Annotated in this window: 16 protein-coding genes; 12 read left to right on the top strand and 4 right to left on the bottom strand. The window is 29.0% G+C overall.

The window, feature by feature from the left end; translation table 11 throughout:
- The first annotated feature begins 43 nt into the window (after positions 1–43).
- Genes OWM07_RS08450 through OWM07_RS08420 form a run of 7 tightly spaced genes read left to right on the top strand, consistent with a single transcriptional unit; the run spans position 44 to position 5,728 of the window.
- Positions 44–481 carry a metal-dependent transcriptional regulator gene (locus OWM07_RS08450; RefSeq protein ID WP_423303260.1) on the top strand — a complete coding sequence of 146 codons (438 nt, stop codon included), beginning with the start codon at positions 44–46 and terminating at the stop codon, positions 479–481.
- Positions 482–491: 10 nt separating this feature from the next.
- Positions 492–1,403: an alpha/beta hydrolase gene (locus OWM07_RS08445; RefSeq protein ID WP_423303259.1), complete on the top strand. Its 912-nt coding sequence runs from the start codon at positions 492–494 to the stop codon at positions 1,401–1,403.
- Positions 1,404–2,231: a pyrroline-5-carboxylate reductase gene (proC, locus tag OWM07_RS08440; RefSeq protein ID WP_423303258.1), complete on the top strand. Its 828-nt coding sequence runs from the start codon at positions 1,404–1,406 to the stop codon at positions 2,229–2,231. It abuts the gene before it with no gap.
- Complete coding sequence (locus tag OWM07_RS08435) at positions 2,221–2,802, top strand: TetR/AcrR family transcriptional regulator (RefSeq protein ID WP_423303257.1); 582 nt, start codon at positions 2,221–2,223, stop codon at positions 2,800–2,802. Before proC ends, OWM07_RS08435 begins: the two co-directional genes overlap by 11 nt.
- A gap of 4 nt (positions 2,803–2,806) precedes the next feature.
- Positions 2,807–4,393 carry an aspartate:alanine exchanger family transporter gene (locus OWM07_RS08430; protein ID WP_423303256.1) on the top strand — a complete coding sequence of 529 codons (1,587 nt, stop codon included), beginning with the start codon at positions 2,807–2,809 and terminating at the stop codon, positions 4,391–4,393.
- A complete protein-coding gene (locus OWM07_RS08425; protein ID WP_423303255.1) occupies positions 4,390–4,932 on the top strand; it encodes a manganese efflux pump MntP in 543 nt (180 codons plus the stop codon). The genes OWM07_RS08430 and OWM07_RS08425 overlap by 4 nt, the downstream gene beginning before the upstream one ends.
- A 1-nt stretch (position 4,933) precedes the next feature.
- Positions 4,934–5,728 carry a menaquinone biosynthesis protein gene (locus tag OWM07_RS08420; RefSeq protein ID WP_423303254.1) on the top strand — a complete coding sequence of 265 codons (795 nt, stop codon included), beginning with the start codon at positions 4,934–4,936 and terminating at the stop codon, positions 5,726–5,728.
- A 66-nt stretch (positions 5,729–5,794) separates the two neighbouring features.
- Here OWM07_RS08420 and OWM07_RS08415 read toward each other — a convergent pair whose 3' ends face one another.
- Both OWM07_RS08415 and OWM07_RS08410 read right to left on the bottom strand, forming a co-directional pair.
- A complete protein-coding gene (locus OWM07_RS08415) occupies positions 5,795–6,892 on the bottom strand; it encodes a mechanosensitive ion channel family protein (RefSeq protein WP_423303253.1) in 1,098 nt (365 codons plus the stop codon).
- Entirely contained in the window at positions 6,889–7,299 is a 411-nt protein-coding gene (locus tag OWM07_RS08410; protein WP_423303252.1) for a ClpXP protease specificity-enhancing factor SspB, read from the bottom strand. The genes OWM07_RS08415 and OWM07_RS08410 overlap by 4 nt, the downstream gene beginning before the upstream one ends.
- Before the next feature lie 48 nt (positions 7,300–7,347).
- Between OWM07_RS08410 and OWM07_RS08405 the strand changes: the two genes are divergently transcribed.
- Positions 7,348–8,148: a mechanosensitive ion channel family protein gene (locus OWM07_RS08405; protein ID WP_423303251.1), complete on the top strand. Its 801-nt coding sequence runs from the start codon at positions 7,348–7,350 to the stop codon at positions 8,146–8,148.
- Between the two features lie 27 nt (positions 8,149–8,175).
- Here OWM07_RS08405 and OWM07_RS08400 read toward each other — a convergent pair whose 3' ends face one another.
- Together OWM07_RS08400 and OWM07_RS08395 are read right to left on the bottom strand one after the other, a co-directional pair.
- The gene (locus tag OWM07_RS08400; RefSeq protein WP_423303250.1) at positions 8,176–11,610 is read right to left on the bottom strand and encodes a pyruvate carboxylase; all 3,435 of its coding nucleotides are present in this window, start codon (positions 11,608–11,610) and stop codon (positions 8,176–8,178) included.
- A gap of 385 nt (positions 11,611–11,995) precedes the next feature.
- Positions 11,996–12,868 carry a P-loop NTPase gene (locus tag OWM07_RS08395; RefSeq protein ID WP_423303249.1) on the bottom strand — a complete coding sequence of 291 codons (873 nt, stop codon included), beginning with the start codon at positions 12,866–12,868 and terminating at the stop codon, positions 11,996–11,998.
- A gap of 130 nt (positions 12,869–12,998) precedes the next feature.
- On the opposite strand from OWM07_RS08395, the gene surE reads away from it, so the two are divergent.
- The 4 genes from surE to OWM07_RS08375 are packed head-to-tail and all read left to right on the top strand — an operon-like array spanning position 12,999 to position 17,118.
- Positions 12,999–13,763 (top strand): 5'/3'-nucleotidase SurE, encoded by a 765-nt coding sequence (gene surE, locus OWM07_RS08390; RefSeq protein ID WP_423303248.1) that lies wholly within the window; start codon positions 12,999–13,001, stop codon positions 13,761–13,763.
- On the top strand, positions 13,751–13,876 hold the full coding sequence (locus OWM07_RS08385) for a hypothetical protein (protein ID WP_423303247.1): 126 nt from the start codon (positions 13,751–13,753) through the stop codon (positions 13,874–13,876). The genes surE and OWM07_RS08385 overlap by 13 nt, the downstream gene beginning before the upstream one ends.
- A gap of 2 nt (positions 13,877–13,878) precedes the next feature.
- The gene (locus OWM07_RS08380) at positions 13,879–16,512 is read left to right on the top strand and encodes a tetratricopeptide repeat protein (protein WP_423303246.1); all 2,634 of its coding nucleotides are present in this window, start codon (positions 13,879–13,881) and stop codon (positions 16,510–16,512) included.
- Positions 16,513–17,118 carry a MotA/TolQ/ExbB proton channel family protein gene (locus OWM07_RS08375; protein ID WP_423303245.1) on the top strand — a complete coding sequence of 202 codons (606 nt, stop codon included), beginning with the start codon at positions 16,513–16,515 and terminating at the stop codon, positions 17,116–17,118.
- Position 17,119: the final 1 nt, after the last annotated feature.

The following is a 17,119-nucleotide window of genomic DNA, read 5'->3' as shown; positions in this document are numbered from 1 at the left end:
TTATTTAAAAATAGCTGAGGACACTAATTAGGAGGATATTATAATGAGTAATAAACTGACAATGAATATGGAAGATTATCTTGAGGCTATCTTTATAATTTTAAAGGATAATCCTGTTGCTAGGGTCACAGAAATAGCTGATAGATTGGGAGTTAAGAAATCTTCTGTGACTAATGCATTAAAACTTTTAGCTGATAAGAGACTGATAAATTATGATAGATATAGTCATATTACTTTGACTGAAGAAGGGGAAAAATACGCTAGTGAAATATACCACAAACACACCACTCTTACTAAGTTTTTGGTAGAGATTTTGTGTGTAGATAGGAAAAGGGCTGAAGAGAATGCTTGCAGAATTGAGCATGTAATAGATAAAGATATCTTTGATAAATTCGAAAGATTTTTATCATTTTTTATGAAAAATGATAAAGAGTGTTTGAATGTAAAAGAGTTTATTAATAAAGAGAAAAATAATAAATAAAAGGTGATAAATGTTTTTTGTTAAATGGTTTTTAATACCTTGGCTAATTTTCATTATTATTGTAGGAGTTTATCTAATCTATTATAAAAATGAAAAATATGAGCTGAAACCTTTTGTAGATTTAAGCTCAGTGGATATTAAAGAGTTATTAATTATGGATAAAAAAAGGGCTATTTCAGAGGGTGTTAATATAGAAGAGAACATGCCAAAGTTTTATAAAGGGAATAATAATATTGGAGTTTTGTTAATTCATGGTTTTACTGCTTCTCCTTATGAAATGAGTTTTTTAGCTAATTACCTAAATTCAAAAGGGTACACTGTGTATAATGCAAGGGTAGCTGGGCATGGAAGTAGGCCAGAAAATCTGAATTTATTAACTTATGAAGATTGGTATGAATCTTTAAAATATAGTTATTATGTTTTAAAAAATAGTTGTGATAAGATAGTAGTTGTTGGGCAGTCAATGGGTGGATTATTGGCTTATGTTGTGGCTACTTTTAATGATGTTGACAAAGTGGTGATGTTAGTTCCTGGCTTGGGTATTAAAAGTTTTAAATTTAAATTAGTCCCTATTTTGAAAAATTTTATAGATTTTGTTAAAAAAGAAAATTTTAGTGATGATTTAAAAGAATATTATTATAATGTCAGACCTATAAAGGCATTATTTCAATTAAAACTTTTAATAGAATATACATGGAGTATTTTAAATAAAAGACAATTTCCTGTATATATAATTTACTCTGAATATGATGATGTTATTGATAACAAAAAAATAGTAAATTTTTATAATAAATTAGATTCAAGTAAAAAAAAGATTGATTTAATAAAACAAAAAGATATAAAACATGTATTAACACTGAATAGCAATCCAATAGTTAACAATATTTTTGGTCAGATCGAAGAGTGGATTAGGGAGGAATAAATGTTTACAGGGAAAAAAATCGGTTTCATAGGCTCAGGGAATATGGCTACAGCTTTGATTAAAGGGATTTTAAAGTCTGGATTAATCAAACCTGAAGATGTATACGCCAGTGATATAAATATAGAAAAATTGGATTCTTTAAGGAATGAGTTTGGTATAAATACAATCTTTAAAGATAATGCAAGTTTAGTTACAAAGGTTGATATCATTGTTTTAGCAATTAAGCCTCAAATATTTGATAAAATTTTAAAAGAGATCGATCATGTTGTAGATGATTCAAAACTGCTGATTTCTATAGCTGCTGGTATAAGTACTGATTATATTGAAACTACAATAGGTAAAGAATTGAGGGTAATTAGGGCAATGCCTAATACACCTGCTCTAGTGTTAGAGGGTGCTACAGCTATATGTCCTGGAGCTCATGCTAATGAAGATGATATCAGATTGGCTTTAGAGATTTTTAAGGCCGTAGGTAAGGTTGTTGTTGTTGATGAGACACAAATGGATGCTGTCACTGGTTTGTCAGGAAGTGGGCCTGCATATATTTTTATGATTATTGAAGCATTGAGTGATGCTGGTGTTAAAATGGGATTGTCAAGAGAAGTGGCATTGAAGCTATCAGCTCAAACTGTTCTTGGATCAGCTAAATTATTGCTTGAAACGGGTATGCATCCAGGAAGATTAAAAGATATGGTTACTTCTCCTGGTGGAACTGCAATTGCAGGATTACACACTTTGGAGCAGGGTGGTCTTAGAACTACTTTGATAAATGCTGTTGAATCAGCAACAAATAGATCAAAAGAGTTAGGGAGGAAAAATGGAAAATAGTAAAGAGAATAAATTTGAAAGAATTTTAAATTCTGCAATTAAAGTAATAGGGGATAAGGGGTTTCATAATGCTAAGATTAAGGATATTGCTATAGAGGCTGATGTTGCAGATGGTACTATTTATAATTATTTTCAAAATAAAGAGGATATTTTAGTAACGATTTTTAAAATTAAATTAGAAGAATATGTTAATAATGCTAAGAAAGAGATAGTAAATATTGAAAATCCAAAAGATAAGTTAAAGGTGCTTATAAAATATCATATTAAAATTATGACTGATAACCCCGATTTAGCAAAAGTTTTGCAAATTGAATTGAGACAACCTCATGTGGAGCTTAGAGTAAAAGTAAGAAAAAATCTTAGAAATTATTTTAAAGTTATTGAAGAAGTCTTAGAAGAAGGTAAAGAAAAGGGGAGTTTTTCTCCTGACCTTGATGTATATCTTGCAAGAGAGATGTTTTTTGGAACATTAGATGAAGTTATTTCAACATGGGTTTTCACTGGGATGAGTAGAGATTTAGAATTATATATCGATAAAATTTACTCAATGCTTATAAAAGCTTTTAATTAATAATATGAATTATTTAAATACAGTTTTTTACATATTTTTGCTTTTTTCTATCGGTTTATTTTTAGGTAATTTAAAGGTAAAAAACTTTAATTTAGATATTGCTGGTTTACTTATTGTTTCTTTAATTGCAGGGCATTTTGGTGTTGTTATACCAGAGATTTTTAAATATTTTGGCCTTGCAATTTTTATCTATGCAATAGGATTGCAAACTGGGCCAGGTTTTTTTGATTCTTTAAAAAAAGAGGGGATAAAACTTAATTTAATCTCATTTGTTTTTATTAGTGTAATTTACTTTAGTATATTGGTTGTGTGCTGGTATTTCAATTTAGGTGAGGATGTGGCATCTGGAATCTATACAGGGACTTTTACATCTGCACCAGCTTTGGCCGCATCTTTGGAGGTTAAAAATTCTCATACTATATCTGTTATATTTGGTATTGTTTATCCATTTGCACTTGTTGTCACTGTTATTTTGTTTAGAATATTACCTTTGATATTTAAGATAGATTTTAATGATGAGTACGAAAAGTATAAGTTAAATGTCATAAAAAATAATCCGCCAATTATCACAAAAAATTTTAGAGTTACTAATGATATTTTTAAAAATGAAACGATAAAAAAATCTGATTTAGAGCGAATGACTGGTACAATTATTGAAAGAATAGAATCAGAATATGAAATACATGATATTATTGAAGACTTTGTTATACATTATGGGGATATCATAAGGGCTACTGGTAATGAAGAACAGCTAAAAAGGTTGAAAATCGTAGCAGGTGAAGAATATCAATCAAATATAGAGTTTAGAGATGATATGAAAATTTATAGACTTTTGGTAAGTAATAAAGAAGTTGTTGGTAAAAAGATTTCTGAGTTAAAAGAGCTTTATTCTTATGGTGGGAGAATTACTAAAATAAGGAGATCAGGGATTGATATATCACCTATGCCAGAGGTTCATCTTATGCTAGGTGATAAATTATATATTGTTGGCCCTGAAAAGAATAAAGATAAAATAATAAAATTAATTGGTGACAATTTGATGGCTTTTCCTGCAGCTGATTTTTTCCCTATATCTTTAGGTATTGTGATGGGGATATTGGTTGGGATGATTCCTATTGGATTACCATTTGTTGGGTTGTTTAAGTTAAGTTTTGTAGGTGGGATTTTACTAGTAGCACTAATTCTCGGCAGATTGGGAAGAATAGGGCCTATAGTTTGGCAACTTTCTCCTCATTCCAACACATTAATGAAAGTATTAGGGCAATTGCTCTTTGTTGTTTCTGTAGGAACAAATGCTGGGAAATATCTATTTGAGTCTTTATCTGAATATAGTATTTATCCAATAATTATTTCACTTACCATTCTTATAATAATTACATTAGCATTCAGCTATATATTTTTAAAAAAGTTAAAAGTAAACGGCTTACAGTTTTTAGGTTTACTTGCAGGAAGTTTTACATCTACACCTTCATTAGGTGTAGTTAATAATATGGTAGGTAATGAATTACCATCTATAAGTTATGCTGCAGTTTATCCCTTTTCGCTGATCCTTACTTTATTGTATGCTGAGGTATTATTTAAAATATTATGAGTTTAATAGAAGTATTTGCTATTGCTTTTGCTTTGAGTATGGATGCTTTTTCTGTTTCTTTTGGGGTAGGCTGTAAGTTTAATACCTTAAGGCACTATTTTAGATTAGCTTTCCACTTTGGATTATTTCAATTTTTGATGCCTCTGATTGGAGCTTTTATCGGAATTGTTTTAAAAAATTATGTTGTTGGATTAAATTATTTGGCAGCTATTATTCTGTTTTTTATTGGTTATAAGATGATTAAAGATGGTATAAAAGATGATGATAAACATTGTTATAATTTAGATCCTACCAGAGGTTTTTCTTTAGTTTATTTATCAGTTGCTACAAGTTTGGATGCTTTAGGTGTTGGGCTGATATTAGCTGTTGGGGATAATAATATTTTTTTATCTTCACTAATAATTGGTATAGTTTGTGCGATTTTTTCTATTTTTGGTGTTTATTTTGGTAGCTTATCAAGAAAGTTTTTTGGTGATAAGATGGAAGTATTTGGTGGATTTGTTTTAATTGTTATTGGAATTAAGTTTTTGGTAGTTTAATATGTTGATAGTTGGTGAGATTGAATACGCTAATGTTTATCCAATTTTTTATTCGCTGAAAAAAAAGAATTTTGGTGAATTTAAATTTGTTAAGTCATATCCGTCAGTTTTAAATAAAGCACTGAGAGAAGGTGGTATTGATATATCTTGTTGTAGTAGTATTGAATATGTAAGAAATTGCGGTAGTTATTTTATTTTACCTGATATATCTATTAGTTCTATTAAAGAGGTAAAAAGTGTATGTTTATTTTCTAATTATGATTTGAAATATTTGAAAAATAAAATGGTTTATTTGACTGAAGAATCTGGGACAAGTATAGTTTTATTAAAAATTATTTTTGAAAAATTTTATAATATTAAATTGAGTTTTTCTCCTATAAAAGAAGAATGTGAAGCTTTTTTGTTTATAGGGGATAAAGCTTTATATAGATATTATAATAATGATTTTAAATATATTTATGATTTGGGAAAATTATGGTTTGATTCAACTGGTTTACCCTTTGTTTATGCACTTTGGTTAGTCAAAAAAGATACTTATTATAAAAAAGAAAAACTTATCAAAAAGTTATATGATGAACTTATAAAGATAAAAAATAATAGCAAGTTAAATCTTTCATCACTTGTGGAGCATTATTTTTTTAAGGGGTTGACCCCTTATCAAATTATAGATTATTGGGAAATAATAAATTATGACTTAACAGAAAAACATATTGAAGGTTTGAAGTTATTTTATGATTATGCAAGGGAAATTGGCGAGATAAAAAAGATTTGTGAATTGGATATTTTAAGTTTTTAACTGTTAAATTTTAAGAAATAGCATTATTTTCCTATACAACATATAAAAATAAGTACAAAAATTAAATTAAGATTTATCAAATGGTAGTTTTTCTACATAAATAGAAGTAGATGGGAAAGCAAATTCTATTCCTAAATCTTCTAAAATTTCCATAATTTTTAAATTTACATCCTGCTTGATTGCCAAATAATCTGACCAAACACTTGTTTTGGTAAAGCAGTAAATAAAAATATCTAAACTACTACTATTAAAATCAGTAAAATAGACCATTAATGGTTCATCATGTATATCTTGATGATTTATTAACATTTCTCTGATTTGATTAACAGCTTTTTCTAATTTTTCCCTTGGTGTTGAATAAGTTACCCCAATGATTGTTTTTATCCTTCTTCTATCTCTAAGCGACCAGTTAGTTATGGGTGATGTAGCTACTATCGAATTTGGTATTGATACGAGTGCTTTAGCAAAAGTCCTCACTCTTGTACTTCTAAAACCAATATCTTCAACTATCCCTTCGATATCGTTACATATTATCCAATCACCCACTCTAAATGGTCTATCAATAAGTATCATTATACTACCAAAAAAGTTTGCGAGGGTATCTTTTGCAGCAAGAGCTACAGCAACACCACCAATACCAAGCCCTGTTATTAATGCTCCTACATTATAACCCCACTCTTGAATAATAAAAATAACTCCAAATATTATAATGGTAACTTTAATGAATTTATTTATGAATGGAAGAAAACTCTCTATCAGTTCATAATTTCTGTCTTTAAAGTATTTTTCAATTGAACTGCTGAGCAAAGTTTCAGATTTATATAATGCCCAGAAAATTGCAAAAATAATGAATGAATTTATTACATGAGATACAAGCTGTTGAGGATTGGGTGGAAGGTTTAAATATAAAAATGCAATATGAAAACCAATCATTACAATAATTAGTTTAACAGGTTTTTCAATAGATTCTATTAGATAATCGTCTAATGTGGTTTTAGTTTTTGCAGTAATTTTTCTTATAAAATTAAATATTATTTTAGATAAAATTTGTTTTAAAAAGAAGAATATAAAAAGGATACCAAAAAATATAAGAAGCTTTTTCAGTTTTATATCAATTATTGTATAGTTTAAAAATTCTGTTAAAGCATCAAAAAAATTATTCATTCTTTATTTTTCCTTGAAAAGTTTAGTTTGATAACTTTTTCATTTTCTTTTGTTTTTTCAACTTTGGGTTTTTCTTTATCTACATCTTCTTTTTCAGGCATATACCTAAAACTTATGACAAAATTAGGATTTAAAGGATCATCAAAAATTGATACGATAGAATCAAAAGGTATAGTTAAAAATTCCCAGACTCCAGAAAATCTCATTGACACATAAATATTTTCATCATCCCAATCGAAATCTTTATAAGAGTAGGGGCCAAAAACAAGCATTAATCCTTTTTCTTTTTCTTGATCAATTAAACCTCTATTACCAATAATTAGATTCTTATGAGGCATGATATGAATGTAAAATTTTTCAAAATTATCAAATACTTTTTCTAATATGTCTTTCTTGAATTTTACCATCGTAATATTATATTAACATAGAGTTTTTAAAAAATAAAGGAGGTTTTGATGGAGTGGAATGTATATAAAGGTGTTTTGATTGGTTATGCAGTAAAACTTATTTTGGCGATTTTAATAATTATTGTTGGTAGATTTTTATCAAAGAAAATTTCAAAACTTGCTGGTATGGGTTTGAAAAGAGCAAACGCTGATGAAATGCTAGTGAATTTTTTATCTGATCTTCTCTATTATGCACTTTTTATAATTTCTGTAATAATTGCTTTAAATACTCTTGGTTTTAAAACTACATCTTTAGCTGCTATTATTGGTGCTGCTACTCTTGCAATTGGCTTATCATTGCAGAGTAATTTGTCAAATTTTGGTTCAGGTGTATTAATATTATTGACAAAACCTTTTAAGGTTGGTGATTTTGTAGAAGTTGGTGGTATTTCAGGTAGTGTTCAAAAAATTTCTATTTTTAATACAGAATTATTAACTCCTGATAACAAAAAGATTATTGTGCCAAACTCAAGTATTATTGGTAATCCAATAACTAATTTTTCTGCAAATGATACGAGGCGTGTCGATCTAACAATTGGGATTAGCTATGAATCTGATATTAAAAAGGCTAAGGCAATTTTAGAGGAAATAGTAAACAGTGATGAAAGGATTTTAAAAGAACCTGCTTGCACAATTGCAGTTGCTGAGCTTGCTGATAGTTCTATCAATATTGTTGTAAGACCTTGGGTAAAAGCTTCTGATTATTGGGCTGTCAAGTTTGATTTGTTAGAAAGGATAAAAGAACGATTTGATGAAGAGGGTATTGTAATCCCTTATCCTCAGATGGATGTGCATGTAAAGAAAGATTAGAAAATTTTATGAGGGGGAGCTGTCCTTTTAGGACAGCTTCAGGATTAAATCGCCAGCTTCTATTTTATCCCCCTCGTGCAGGAGGAGCTCTTCTACTTTTCCATCACAGTTAGCATTTATTTTTGTTTCAATTTTCATCGCTTCAGTAATAACTAATAAATCACCTTTTTTAACTTCATCACCTTCTTTTACAAATATTTTTACAATTTTGCCTGGCATTGTTGCACAAATATGTTTTGGATTAGTTATATCCCCTTTAACATTTGATTTGATTATATCGGAGATTTTTTCATCTTTAACAGATACACTTCTTGGTTGACCATTTAATTCAAAGAATAATCTTCTGTACCCTTTTTCATCAACTTCACTGACACCAAGATATTTAATAATGAGAGTTTTACCTTCTTCTATATCAACACTAATCTCTTCACCAGGTTTCAATGGATAAAAGAACGATTTTGTATCAAAGATTGCACCATCACCATATTCATCCACAAATTTGATGTAGTCTTCAAAAACTTTTGGATAAAGAGCATAAGATATTAAATCTTCATCTGTAAAATTATGTTTTTTAAACTTTGTTTCCAATTCTTTTTTGGCTTTTTCAAAGTCAAAAGGTTCTAAAAGTTCACCTGGACGGCATGTTATAGGTTTTTCATCTTTTAGTACAATTTTTTGCAATTTTTCGTTAAATCCACCATAAGGTTGCCCTAAGTAACCTTTAAAAAAGCTAACTACTGAATCAGGGAAGGATAGAGTGTCCCCTTTTTCATACAAGTCATTAATTGTTAAATTATTTCTTACCAAGAAAAGTGCTAAATCACCCACCACTTTTGATGAAGGTGTAACCTTTATTATATCTCCAAGAGCTTCATTTACCTCTTTGTACATTTTTCTCACTTCTTCCCATCTATCAAGTAAACCTAAGGCTTCCACTTGTACTACAAGGTTAGAATATTGACCTCCAGGGATTTCGTGTTCGTATACTTCTGCAGTAGCCGCTTTTAAGCCACTTTCAAATGGAAAGTAATACCTTCTGACCCTTTCAAAATAGTCTGATATTTTTTGAGCCCATTCTTTATCTATTGATGATTGATGCTCAGTATTGTCCAAAGCTGCGACAATAGAATTTAAGTTTGGTTGGCTTGTTAATCCACTCATGGAGCTAATTGCTGCATCAACAATATCAGCGCCTGATTCTATTGCCATAAGTATGGCACTTTCTCCATTACCACTTGTATCATGTGTATGAAAATGTATAGGTAAACCTGTTTCCTCTTTTATTGCTTTAATAAGTTTTTTAGCTGCATAGGGTTTTACTAACCCAGCCATGTCTTTTATTGCCAAAATATCTGTTCCTGCATTAGCTAACTCTTTTGCTAAGTTTACATAATACTTAAGCGAATACTTGTCTCTTTTCGTATCTAAAATATCACCAGTATAACAGATTGCTGCTTCTGCAATTTTCCCTTGTTTTTTTACCTCTTCGATTACAGGGATAATTTGAGCAGTCCAGTTGAAACAGTCAAAAATCCTAAAAACATCAATACCGTTTTTAGCTGATAACTCTATAAATTTTTTTACCACATTATCTGGGTAGTTTGTATATCCTACAGCATTTGATGCTCTAAGAAGCATTTGAAATAGTATATTTGGAATTTTATCTTTTAATAATCTTAATCTTTCCCATGGAGATTCTTTTAAAAATCTGTATGCAACATCAAATGTAGCTCCACCCCACATTTCAAGAGAAAAGAGATGATGCATATGATGAGCGTAGGCATCAGCTATTTGTAGCATATCAAAGGTTCTTAATCTTGTTGCAAGAAGTGATTGATGAGCATCTCTAAAGGTAGTATCTGTAAAAAGTGTCTCTTTTGATTTTTGGATATAATCTAATACCCCTTCAACACCTCTTCTGAGTAGAATATCTCTTGTGCCAGCAGGTATTTTTTCTCCATATTTTATTATTGGAGGCTTAATTTCTGGCAAAACCATATCATCAGGAATTTTTGCATTAGAAGGGTTATTAACTATGTTATTGCCTAAAAATTTAAGTGCTTTTGTTGCTCTATCGCGCCTTTTTCTAAAAACAAAGAGTTCTTTTGTATTATCTACAAATGTTGTATCAAAGTTACCAGATAAAAAGTTTGGATGTGATATTACATTTTCTAAAAACTGAATATTTGTTTTTACACCTCTAACTCTAAACTCACTTAAAGCCCTAAGCATTTTTTTTGCAGCCTGTTCAAAAGTAATAGCCCAAGATGAAACTTTTACTAATAAAGAATCATAATAGGGGGTAATTTTTGCATTAGTATAAGCATTCCCTGCATCTAATCTTATACCAAAGCCAGATGCTGATCTATAAACTTCTAATGTTCCTGTGTCTGGCATAAAGTTATTTTCTGGATCTTCAGTAGTAATTCTACACTGAATTGAGTAACCATGTGTAGTGATATCTTTTTGACTTTTGATATTTATTTCTTTATCAGAAAGTTTTTTACCATCGGCAATAAAAATCTGTGATTGTACGATATCTATTCCTGTAATTAATTCTGTGATTGTGTGCTCTACCTGTATTCTTGGATTTACTTCTAAAAAATAGAAATTGTAGTCTTTGTCTACCAAAAATTCCACTGTGGCTGCACTAATAAGCTGAGATTTTTTGCCAATTTCTATTGCAGCTTCGTATATTTGGTTTAACACTTTTTCTGGTATTGTAAAAGCTGGTGCTATCTCAATCAATTTTTGATGTCTTCTCTGTATTGAGCAATCTCTTTCATATAGGTGCACTATATTTCCATATTTATCTGCTAAAAGTTGAACTTCTATATGCTTTGGTTTTTCAATATATTTTTCTAAAATAATATCATCGTTTGCAAAAGCTTTGAAAGCTTCTGATTTAGCAGATTCAAAATTTTCTTCTAATTCCTTTTCATTATGCACAATTCTTATCCCTCTGCCACCCCCTCCAGCAGTTGCTTTAATCATAATGGGATAACCGATTGTTTTAGCGATTTTTTTAGCTTCATTTAATGAACTTATTTTGTTTGAGCCTTCAATAACTGGTACTCCACATTCTTTAGCAAGATCTTTTGCTATCTTTTTGTCACCAAAAATTTTTATAGTTTCTGGAGATGGGCCGATAAACTTTATGCCAGCTTTTTGACATTTTTCTGCAAATTCATAAGATTCTGCCAAAAAGCCGTATCCTGGATGAACAAACTCTATTTTTTTTCTGATACATAAATCAACAATCTCATCGACATTTAAATAAGCAGAAACAGGGTCTAAACCTTTCCCTACAAGATAAGCTTCATCAGCTTTGTATCTGTGTAGTGAGTATTTATCTTCTTCTGAGTAAATTGCAACTGTGTTAAAGCCTAATTCTGTAGCTGCTCTAAAAATTCTTATTGCTATTTCACCTCTGTTAGCTGCTAAAATTTTCCTTCTGCTCATCTAAAATTCCTCCTAAATGTATTTTGAAGCGGCATTTTATTTTTTATAGGATTTTCCTTTTTATATTATAGAAAATATAAATTGTCAATAAAAATATAATTATATGATAAAAAAGAATAAAATATATAGCAGTTGCACTACTATAAATATCTGTAACTAAAAATTGTAAATACATATTAAGAAAATAATAAGTTTAGCAAAAATAAATTATTTTTAATCGCATTTGGTTTAATGATAGAAATTATCAATGTTAAATAAATAACTCATGAAATAAATATTATAAAGATGGTTAAATATTTGTAATATAAGCATATTTATGTATAGAAAAATAAAATTATAGTTAGTGTATGAAGAGACAAAAGAGCACTTTTATTAGTGCTCTTTTTTATAAAAGGGTCTTATTTATTATTTTTTCAGCTATTGATTTGAAAGATTTTGTAACTTCTGATTCGGGATGATTTAGAATATAAGGTTTTCCTGAATCACCATCTATAACAACAGAAGGGTCAATAGGAACTCTTCCTAAAAAGTCGACATCTAATTCTTTTGCTGCTTTTTCACCACCACCAATTTTGAAAAGGTCTATCTTTTCACCGCAATTAGGACATACAAAACCGCTCATATTTTCAACAATACCTAAAACTGGTATGTTTAATTTTCTGCTAAAGGTTACTGATTTTCTTGAATCAAGCAGTGCTACTTCTTGTGGCGTTGTGACAATGATGCTACCATCAACATTTTCAATGATGTGAGCTACACTTAATGGTTCATCACCAGTTCCAGGTGGAAGGTCTATTATAAGAAAATCAAGATCACCCCAGTTTACATCGCTTATAAATTGCTCAATTAAGCTATGTTTTAGAGGTGCTCTCCAGATAACAGCATCATCATCACTTTTTAAAAGGAAAGCCACTGACATTACTTTGAGATTTTCTACAGGTTCAAACGGAATAATCCCTTCAGCAGATGATAAAACACCTTTTTCGTTTATACCAAACATTTTTGGAATATTTGGTCCGTGAATGTCAGCATCTAAAATACCAACTTTATGTCCAAGCATATTTAACATTGTGGCAAGATTTGTGCTTACGGTGGATTTTCCTACACCACCTTTTCCACTCATTACCATTATGGTGCATTTTATCTTTGATAATTTTTGTTTTAAAAGCTCTTTTGTATGTTTTTGTTTTTCATTGGGATTGCAACTATTTTGTGCAGAACAGCTATTACATGAACTGTTTGAATTACATGATGACATAAATAATACCTCCTTATTGTATTTAAATAGAGGTTAATATAGATTTAATAAATATTTTTTCAATAAGTTCTCTGAAAGTATGGTTGATTAAAAAATAAAAATGTTATAAAAAATAGCTGGGAGAATAAATATGAAAATACTTCTTACAAATGATGATGGGATTTATTCGAAAGGTATTTATGCTCTTTATGAAGAGCTGGTTAAAATAGCTGAAGTTACTGTAGTAGCTCCTATTACTGAACAGAGCGCTGTGGGGCATGCTATAACTATCTCTGATCCTTTGAGAATTTATGAGGTTACAAGGAGAAATACTTTTTTTGGGTATGGAGTTAAAGGTACTCCAGCTGATTGTGTAAAACTTGCTTTTGATGATATTTTGACGACAAAACCCGATCTTGTTGTTTCTGGTATCAACCATGGTGCAAATCTATCATCAAATGTTATTTATAGTGGTACTGTTTCTGCTGCTACTGAAGGTGCTATGCTTGGTGTGAAATCTTTTGCAATAAGCTTAGCATCAGTTGAGTATGATGATTTTTCTGTTGCAGCTAAATTTGCAGCTTTTTTCGCTAAATATCTTTATGAAAGTGAAGATGATAAATATCTGTTATTTAATGTAAATGTTCCACCTTTAAAGCGGGAAGAAATTAAGGGATGGAAATTTACAGTACAAGGTAAAACAAGATATCTTGATACATTTGAAAAAAGGGTTGATCCAAGGGGGAATACATATTTTTGGTTAACTGGTGAAAAAATCGTTCAATATAATGGAGAAAATAGTGATGATAAAGCGATACAGGATGGTTATATTAGTGTAACTCCATTGAAATATGATCTAACTGACTATTCTTTTTTTGATAGTGTAAAAAAGGAGGAGTACAAATGGGAAGATTGATAAAGATAATATTGTTATTTTTGTTAATGATGTTTTCAATAATTGTTTTTGTTGGGTGTGAAGGCTGTTCAAATAGTAATCCAACATCACCTGAACAAACAAATACTAATTAAAAATGATTAAAAAAGCTTTAATTGTTATTTTATTATTTTTTGTAACAAGAGTTACTTATTCAGCAATTGATGTGCCTAATTTCTCTTTTGTTGGTAAGGAGATAGCAAATTTTAGTGTAAAACCAACTTTCACAAATATTAAAATAAAATTTAAAGGTGTTTCAAAGTTTTCGAGTTATATCCAGAATATTAAAGTTAAAATTAACGAACCAATAAAAGAAGAGTATAAATCTGATGAACCTGGTAGTATATATTCTTCCAAATTTGGTACAGGTTTATCAGCTATATTTGTTGGTGAAAAAGCATACAGAAATTTTTTAGTAAAAAAATATTTGGAAAAGGATTATATTTCTGTATTAGAAAATTACAAAAAATATTATGAAAAAATAAAAACAAAAGAAATCAAAGATGAAGTTAGATTAATATATGCTTTTTCATTATTTGAAGCAGGTTTTAAGAAAGATGCCTATAATGAGTTAGATGAGATTATTAAATCACAAAATATTTTTAAAAATGTAGCTATAGACTTTTATTTTAATATTTTAAAAGATGTAAATAAGCAAAAAATAATAAGCATTTTTAATGAGTTAGATAAAAAAACTCCATTTTCAGTTTATGTTTATCTCAATACTTTGTTTTCAAGTCGCCAGTATGGAAAAGTTGTTCAATATGTTTTGGATAAAAATGTTGATTATGATTTTGCGAATGATTTTTATATTATATCACTTTATTTCTTAGGAAAATATGATGAAATTTTAAAAACTGAATATTACAGTGAAACTGTTGCGCCATTTTTGGTGGATGTTTTGATAGAAAAAGAGCAGGTTGAAAAGGTAAATGAAATTTTGAATAATCTTCAAGATGGGTATATTAAAGAATTTTTTAAAGTAAAAATAGCTGCATTAAACGGGACTTTTTCTCCATCAAGCCTTCAAAGCCTCAAGGATATTGATAAATTGTCAGTTTTAATGTTTTATCTATCAAGATATTTTCCAAATGTTGATTCTAAAGCAATCGATGAAATATATTTTAGTGATTATAAATTAAACGATTATAAAAATTTTTATTTAGGACTTTATTACTATATAAAAAATTCCTATAAAAAGGCAATTCTATATTTTGATAAGATAATATTTAATGATAAGCTTTATAAAGAGTCACTTTTTTACAAAGGTATATGCTATGTCTATATAGATTTAAATCAAGCGGAGAGTTTTTTAACCCAATATCTAAATAAGTCTTTGGATGATCAAAAGATAGATATTGCAAGATTTGTGGTAGCACAGATAAGAATTCTTCATAATAATTATAACGATGCTTTTTTGTTGGTTGCTGATTGTGATAGCAATCTTTGTAAAAGAATAAAAGCAGAAGTTTTTTACCATCTCAAAAAATATAATAATTTGTTAAAGCTAACAGAGGGGATCAAGGATGATCGAGTTTACTTTTTAAGAGCTGCATCTTTTTATAATCTAAAAGAGTATTCAAAAGCTTTAGATGAAGTAGAAAAGATTAAATTTAAAGAGCGAGATGTGGATTTTTTAAGGATGCTAATTTACTTTAAAAAAGATAAAATAATGAAAGCAAAAGCGGTTTTAAATAATCATTTAAGTGATATAGATTTTTTAAAAGAAGGGGTAAAATACCTGTTTTTAGCTGGTAAATATGATGATGTTATAAATTATGTGGATAAATCAAATATTAATAATGATTATTTATTGTTGCTAAAGGCAAAATCTCTTTATTCTTTAAAAAGATACAAAAGTGCAGAACAAATTTTTAATGCGTTATTGGATAAAGGTGTATATTTATTTGATACAATTTATGGAATTATAAATATTAAAAAAAGTTTAGGTGAAAAGAATTTTGTTAACAGTATTGTTAATTTGATAAGCAAGTATGATTTTAAAGATAAAGATTTTATAATATTACAATTAGCCAAGATATCTTTTGAAAATAATGAAAAAGAGAATTATATAAAGCTCATAAATTATTTCTTCAAAAAGTATCCAAATTCTAAATATGCTTCTGAAATGCTTATATTAAGAGCTAATTTCTATATGAGAAATAATATGTATGAAAAGTGTGTTATTGACGCTGATGTTGCTTACAAAAAAAGTAAAAGCGCAGAGGCACTTTTTGTAAAAGCACAATGTTTAAAAGAGTTAGATCCCAAAAAAGCCTATTTTATATTTAAGGATTTATTAGTTAATAAAGAAGGTTATGAATACTTAAGTAGAAAAGAAATTATAGCTTTATCTGATAATAGTAGCGAAATTTTAGAAAACGCTCTATATTTTAAAGATAAAGATTTTAATATTTATTATAAGGGTTTAGAGAAGTTTTTGCAGAAAAAAGAAACCATTGGTGATGAAAGCTATCAATATATTATGGAGCTTTTAGAAAGTGGAGATAAAAATTTTATACCTGCAGGGCTTTTTTATAAGGGTGTTTATCTTTTCAATAAAGGGGATTTCCTGTATGCATTGAAGCATTTTATGAAAATTTATTATTTGTTTAAGGATAGTGTTTATACTGATAAAGCGTTAAAATATGCCAGAGATTGTTATTTAAAAATGGATAAAAACGTGGAAGCAGAAAAAATAGAGAAAATATTAAAAAAGCTGGAGGGCTAAATGTTTGAAATAATACAAAAGGGTGGGGTACTTATGTACCCAATAATTGCATTATCCATAATTTCATTGGCTGTATTTATGGAGCGACTTTTTACATTACGAAAAAATAATTTTGTACCAAATACCTTTATGGAAAAATTATATATTTATTTAGAAAAAAAAGATTTTGAAGATGCTAAAAACTTGTGTGAATTACAAAAAAATCCGATGGGTGAAATAGCTTATGAAATTTTGAATAATTTAGATCTTCCTGTGACAAGATTAATGGAGCTTGCTGAAGAAACTGGCAGATTTCAAGCATCAAAACTTGAAAAGTTTTTACCAACTCTACAAACAATAGCTAATATTTCTCCACTTTTAGGTTTACTGGGAACTGTACTTGGTATGATAAAAACCTTTATAGTAATATCAGAACAAGGGGTTGGAAATGCTCAAGCTTTGGCTGGTGGTATTTCAGAGGCATTACTCACTACTGCAGCTGGTTTGTCTGTAGCTATTCCTACGGTACTTTTTTATCACATAGTAAGACATAGATCTGAAAAGCTTACATTAGAAATGGAAAAAGCTACTGCAAAGGTAATTAATTTGATTTTCAAAGAGGGTTAAG

Source organism: Deferribacter thermophilus (genome assembly GCF_049472675.1).
In the GTDB taxonomy this organism is placed as follows: Bacteria; Chrysiogenota; Deferribacteres; order Deferribacterales; family Deferribacteraceae; genus Deferribacter; species Deferribacter thermophilus.
Note: the sequence above shows the minus strand (reverse complement) of the source record. Positions and strands in the feature narration are given on the sequence as shown.

Bases quoted from the DNA above. Each gene is read 5' to 3' on its own strand.
- OWM07_RS08420 (WP_423303254.1), top strand. From the start codon at position 4,934: ATGTTGATAGTTGGTGAGATTGAATACGCTAATGTTTATCCAATTTTT.
- OWM07_RS08415 (WP_423303253.1), bottom strand. From the start codon at position 6,892: ATGAATAATTTTTTTGATGCTTTAACAGAATTTTTAAACTATACAATA.
- OWM07_RS08410 (WP_423303252.1), bottom strand. From the start codon at position 7,299: ATGGTAAAATTCAAGAAAGACATATTAGAAAAAGTATTTGATAATTTT.
- OWM07_RS08435 (WP_423303257.1), top strand. From the start codon at position 2,221: ATGGAAAATAGTAAAGAGAATAAATTTGAAAGAATTTTAAATTCTGCA.
- OWM07_RS08430 (WP_423303256.1), top strand. From the start codon at position 2,807: ATGAATTATTTAAATACAGTTTTTTACATATTTTTGCTTTTTTCTATC.
- OWM07_RS08425 (WP_423303255.1), top strand. From the start codon at position 4,390: ATGAGTTTAATAGAAGTATTTGCTATTGCTTTTGCTTTGAGTATGGAT.
- OWM07_RS08450 (WP_423303260.1), top strand. From the start codon at position 44: ATGAGTAATAAACTGACAATGAATATGGAAGATTATCTTGAGGCTATC.
- OWM07_RS08400 (WP_423303250.1), bottom strand. From the start codon at position 11,610: ATGAGCAGAAGGAAAATTTTAGCAGCTAACAGAGGTGAAATAGCAATA.
- OWM07_RS08385 (WP_423303247.1), top strand. From the start codon at position 13,751: ATGGGAAGATTGATAAAGATAATATTGTTATTTTTGTTAATGATGTTT.
- OWM07_RS08395 (WP_423303249.1), bottom strand. From the start codon at position 12,868: ATGTCATCATGTAATTCAAACAGTTCATGTAATAGCTGTTCTGCACAA.
- surE (WP_423303248.1), top strand. From the start codon at position 12,999: ATGAAAATACTTCTTACAAATGATGATGGGATTTATTCGAAAGGTATT.
- proC (WP_423303258.1), top strand. From the start codon at position 1,404: ATGTTTACAGGGAAAAAAATCGGTTTCATAGGCTCAGGGAATATGGCT.
- OWM07_RS08445 (WP_423303259.1), top strand. From the start codon at position 492: ATGTTTTTTGTTAAATGGTTTTTAATACCTTGGCTAATTTTCATTATT.
- OWM07_RS08380 (WP_423303246.1), top strand. From the start codon at position 13,879: ATGATTAAAAAAGCTTTAATTGTTATTTTATTATTTTTTGTAACAAGA.
- OWM07_RS08405 (WP_423303251.1), top strand. From the start codon at position 7,348: ATGGAGTGGAATGTATATAAAGGTGTTTTGATTGGTTATGCAGTAAAA.
- OWM07_RS08375 (WP_423303245.1), top strand. From the start codon at position 16,513: ATGTTTGAAATAATACAAAAGGGTGGGGTACTTATGTACCCAATAATT.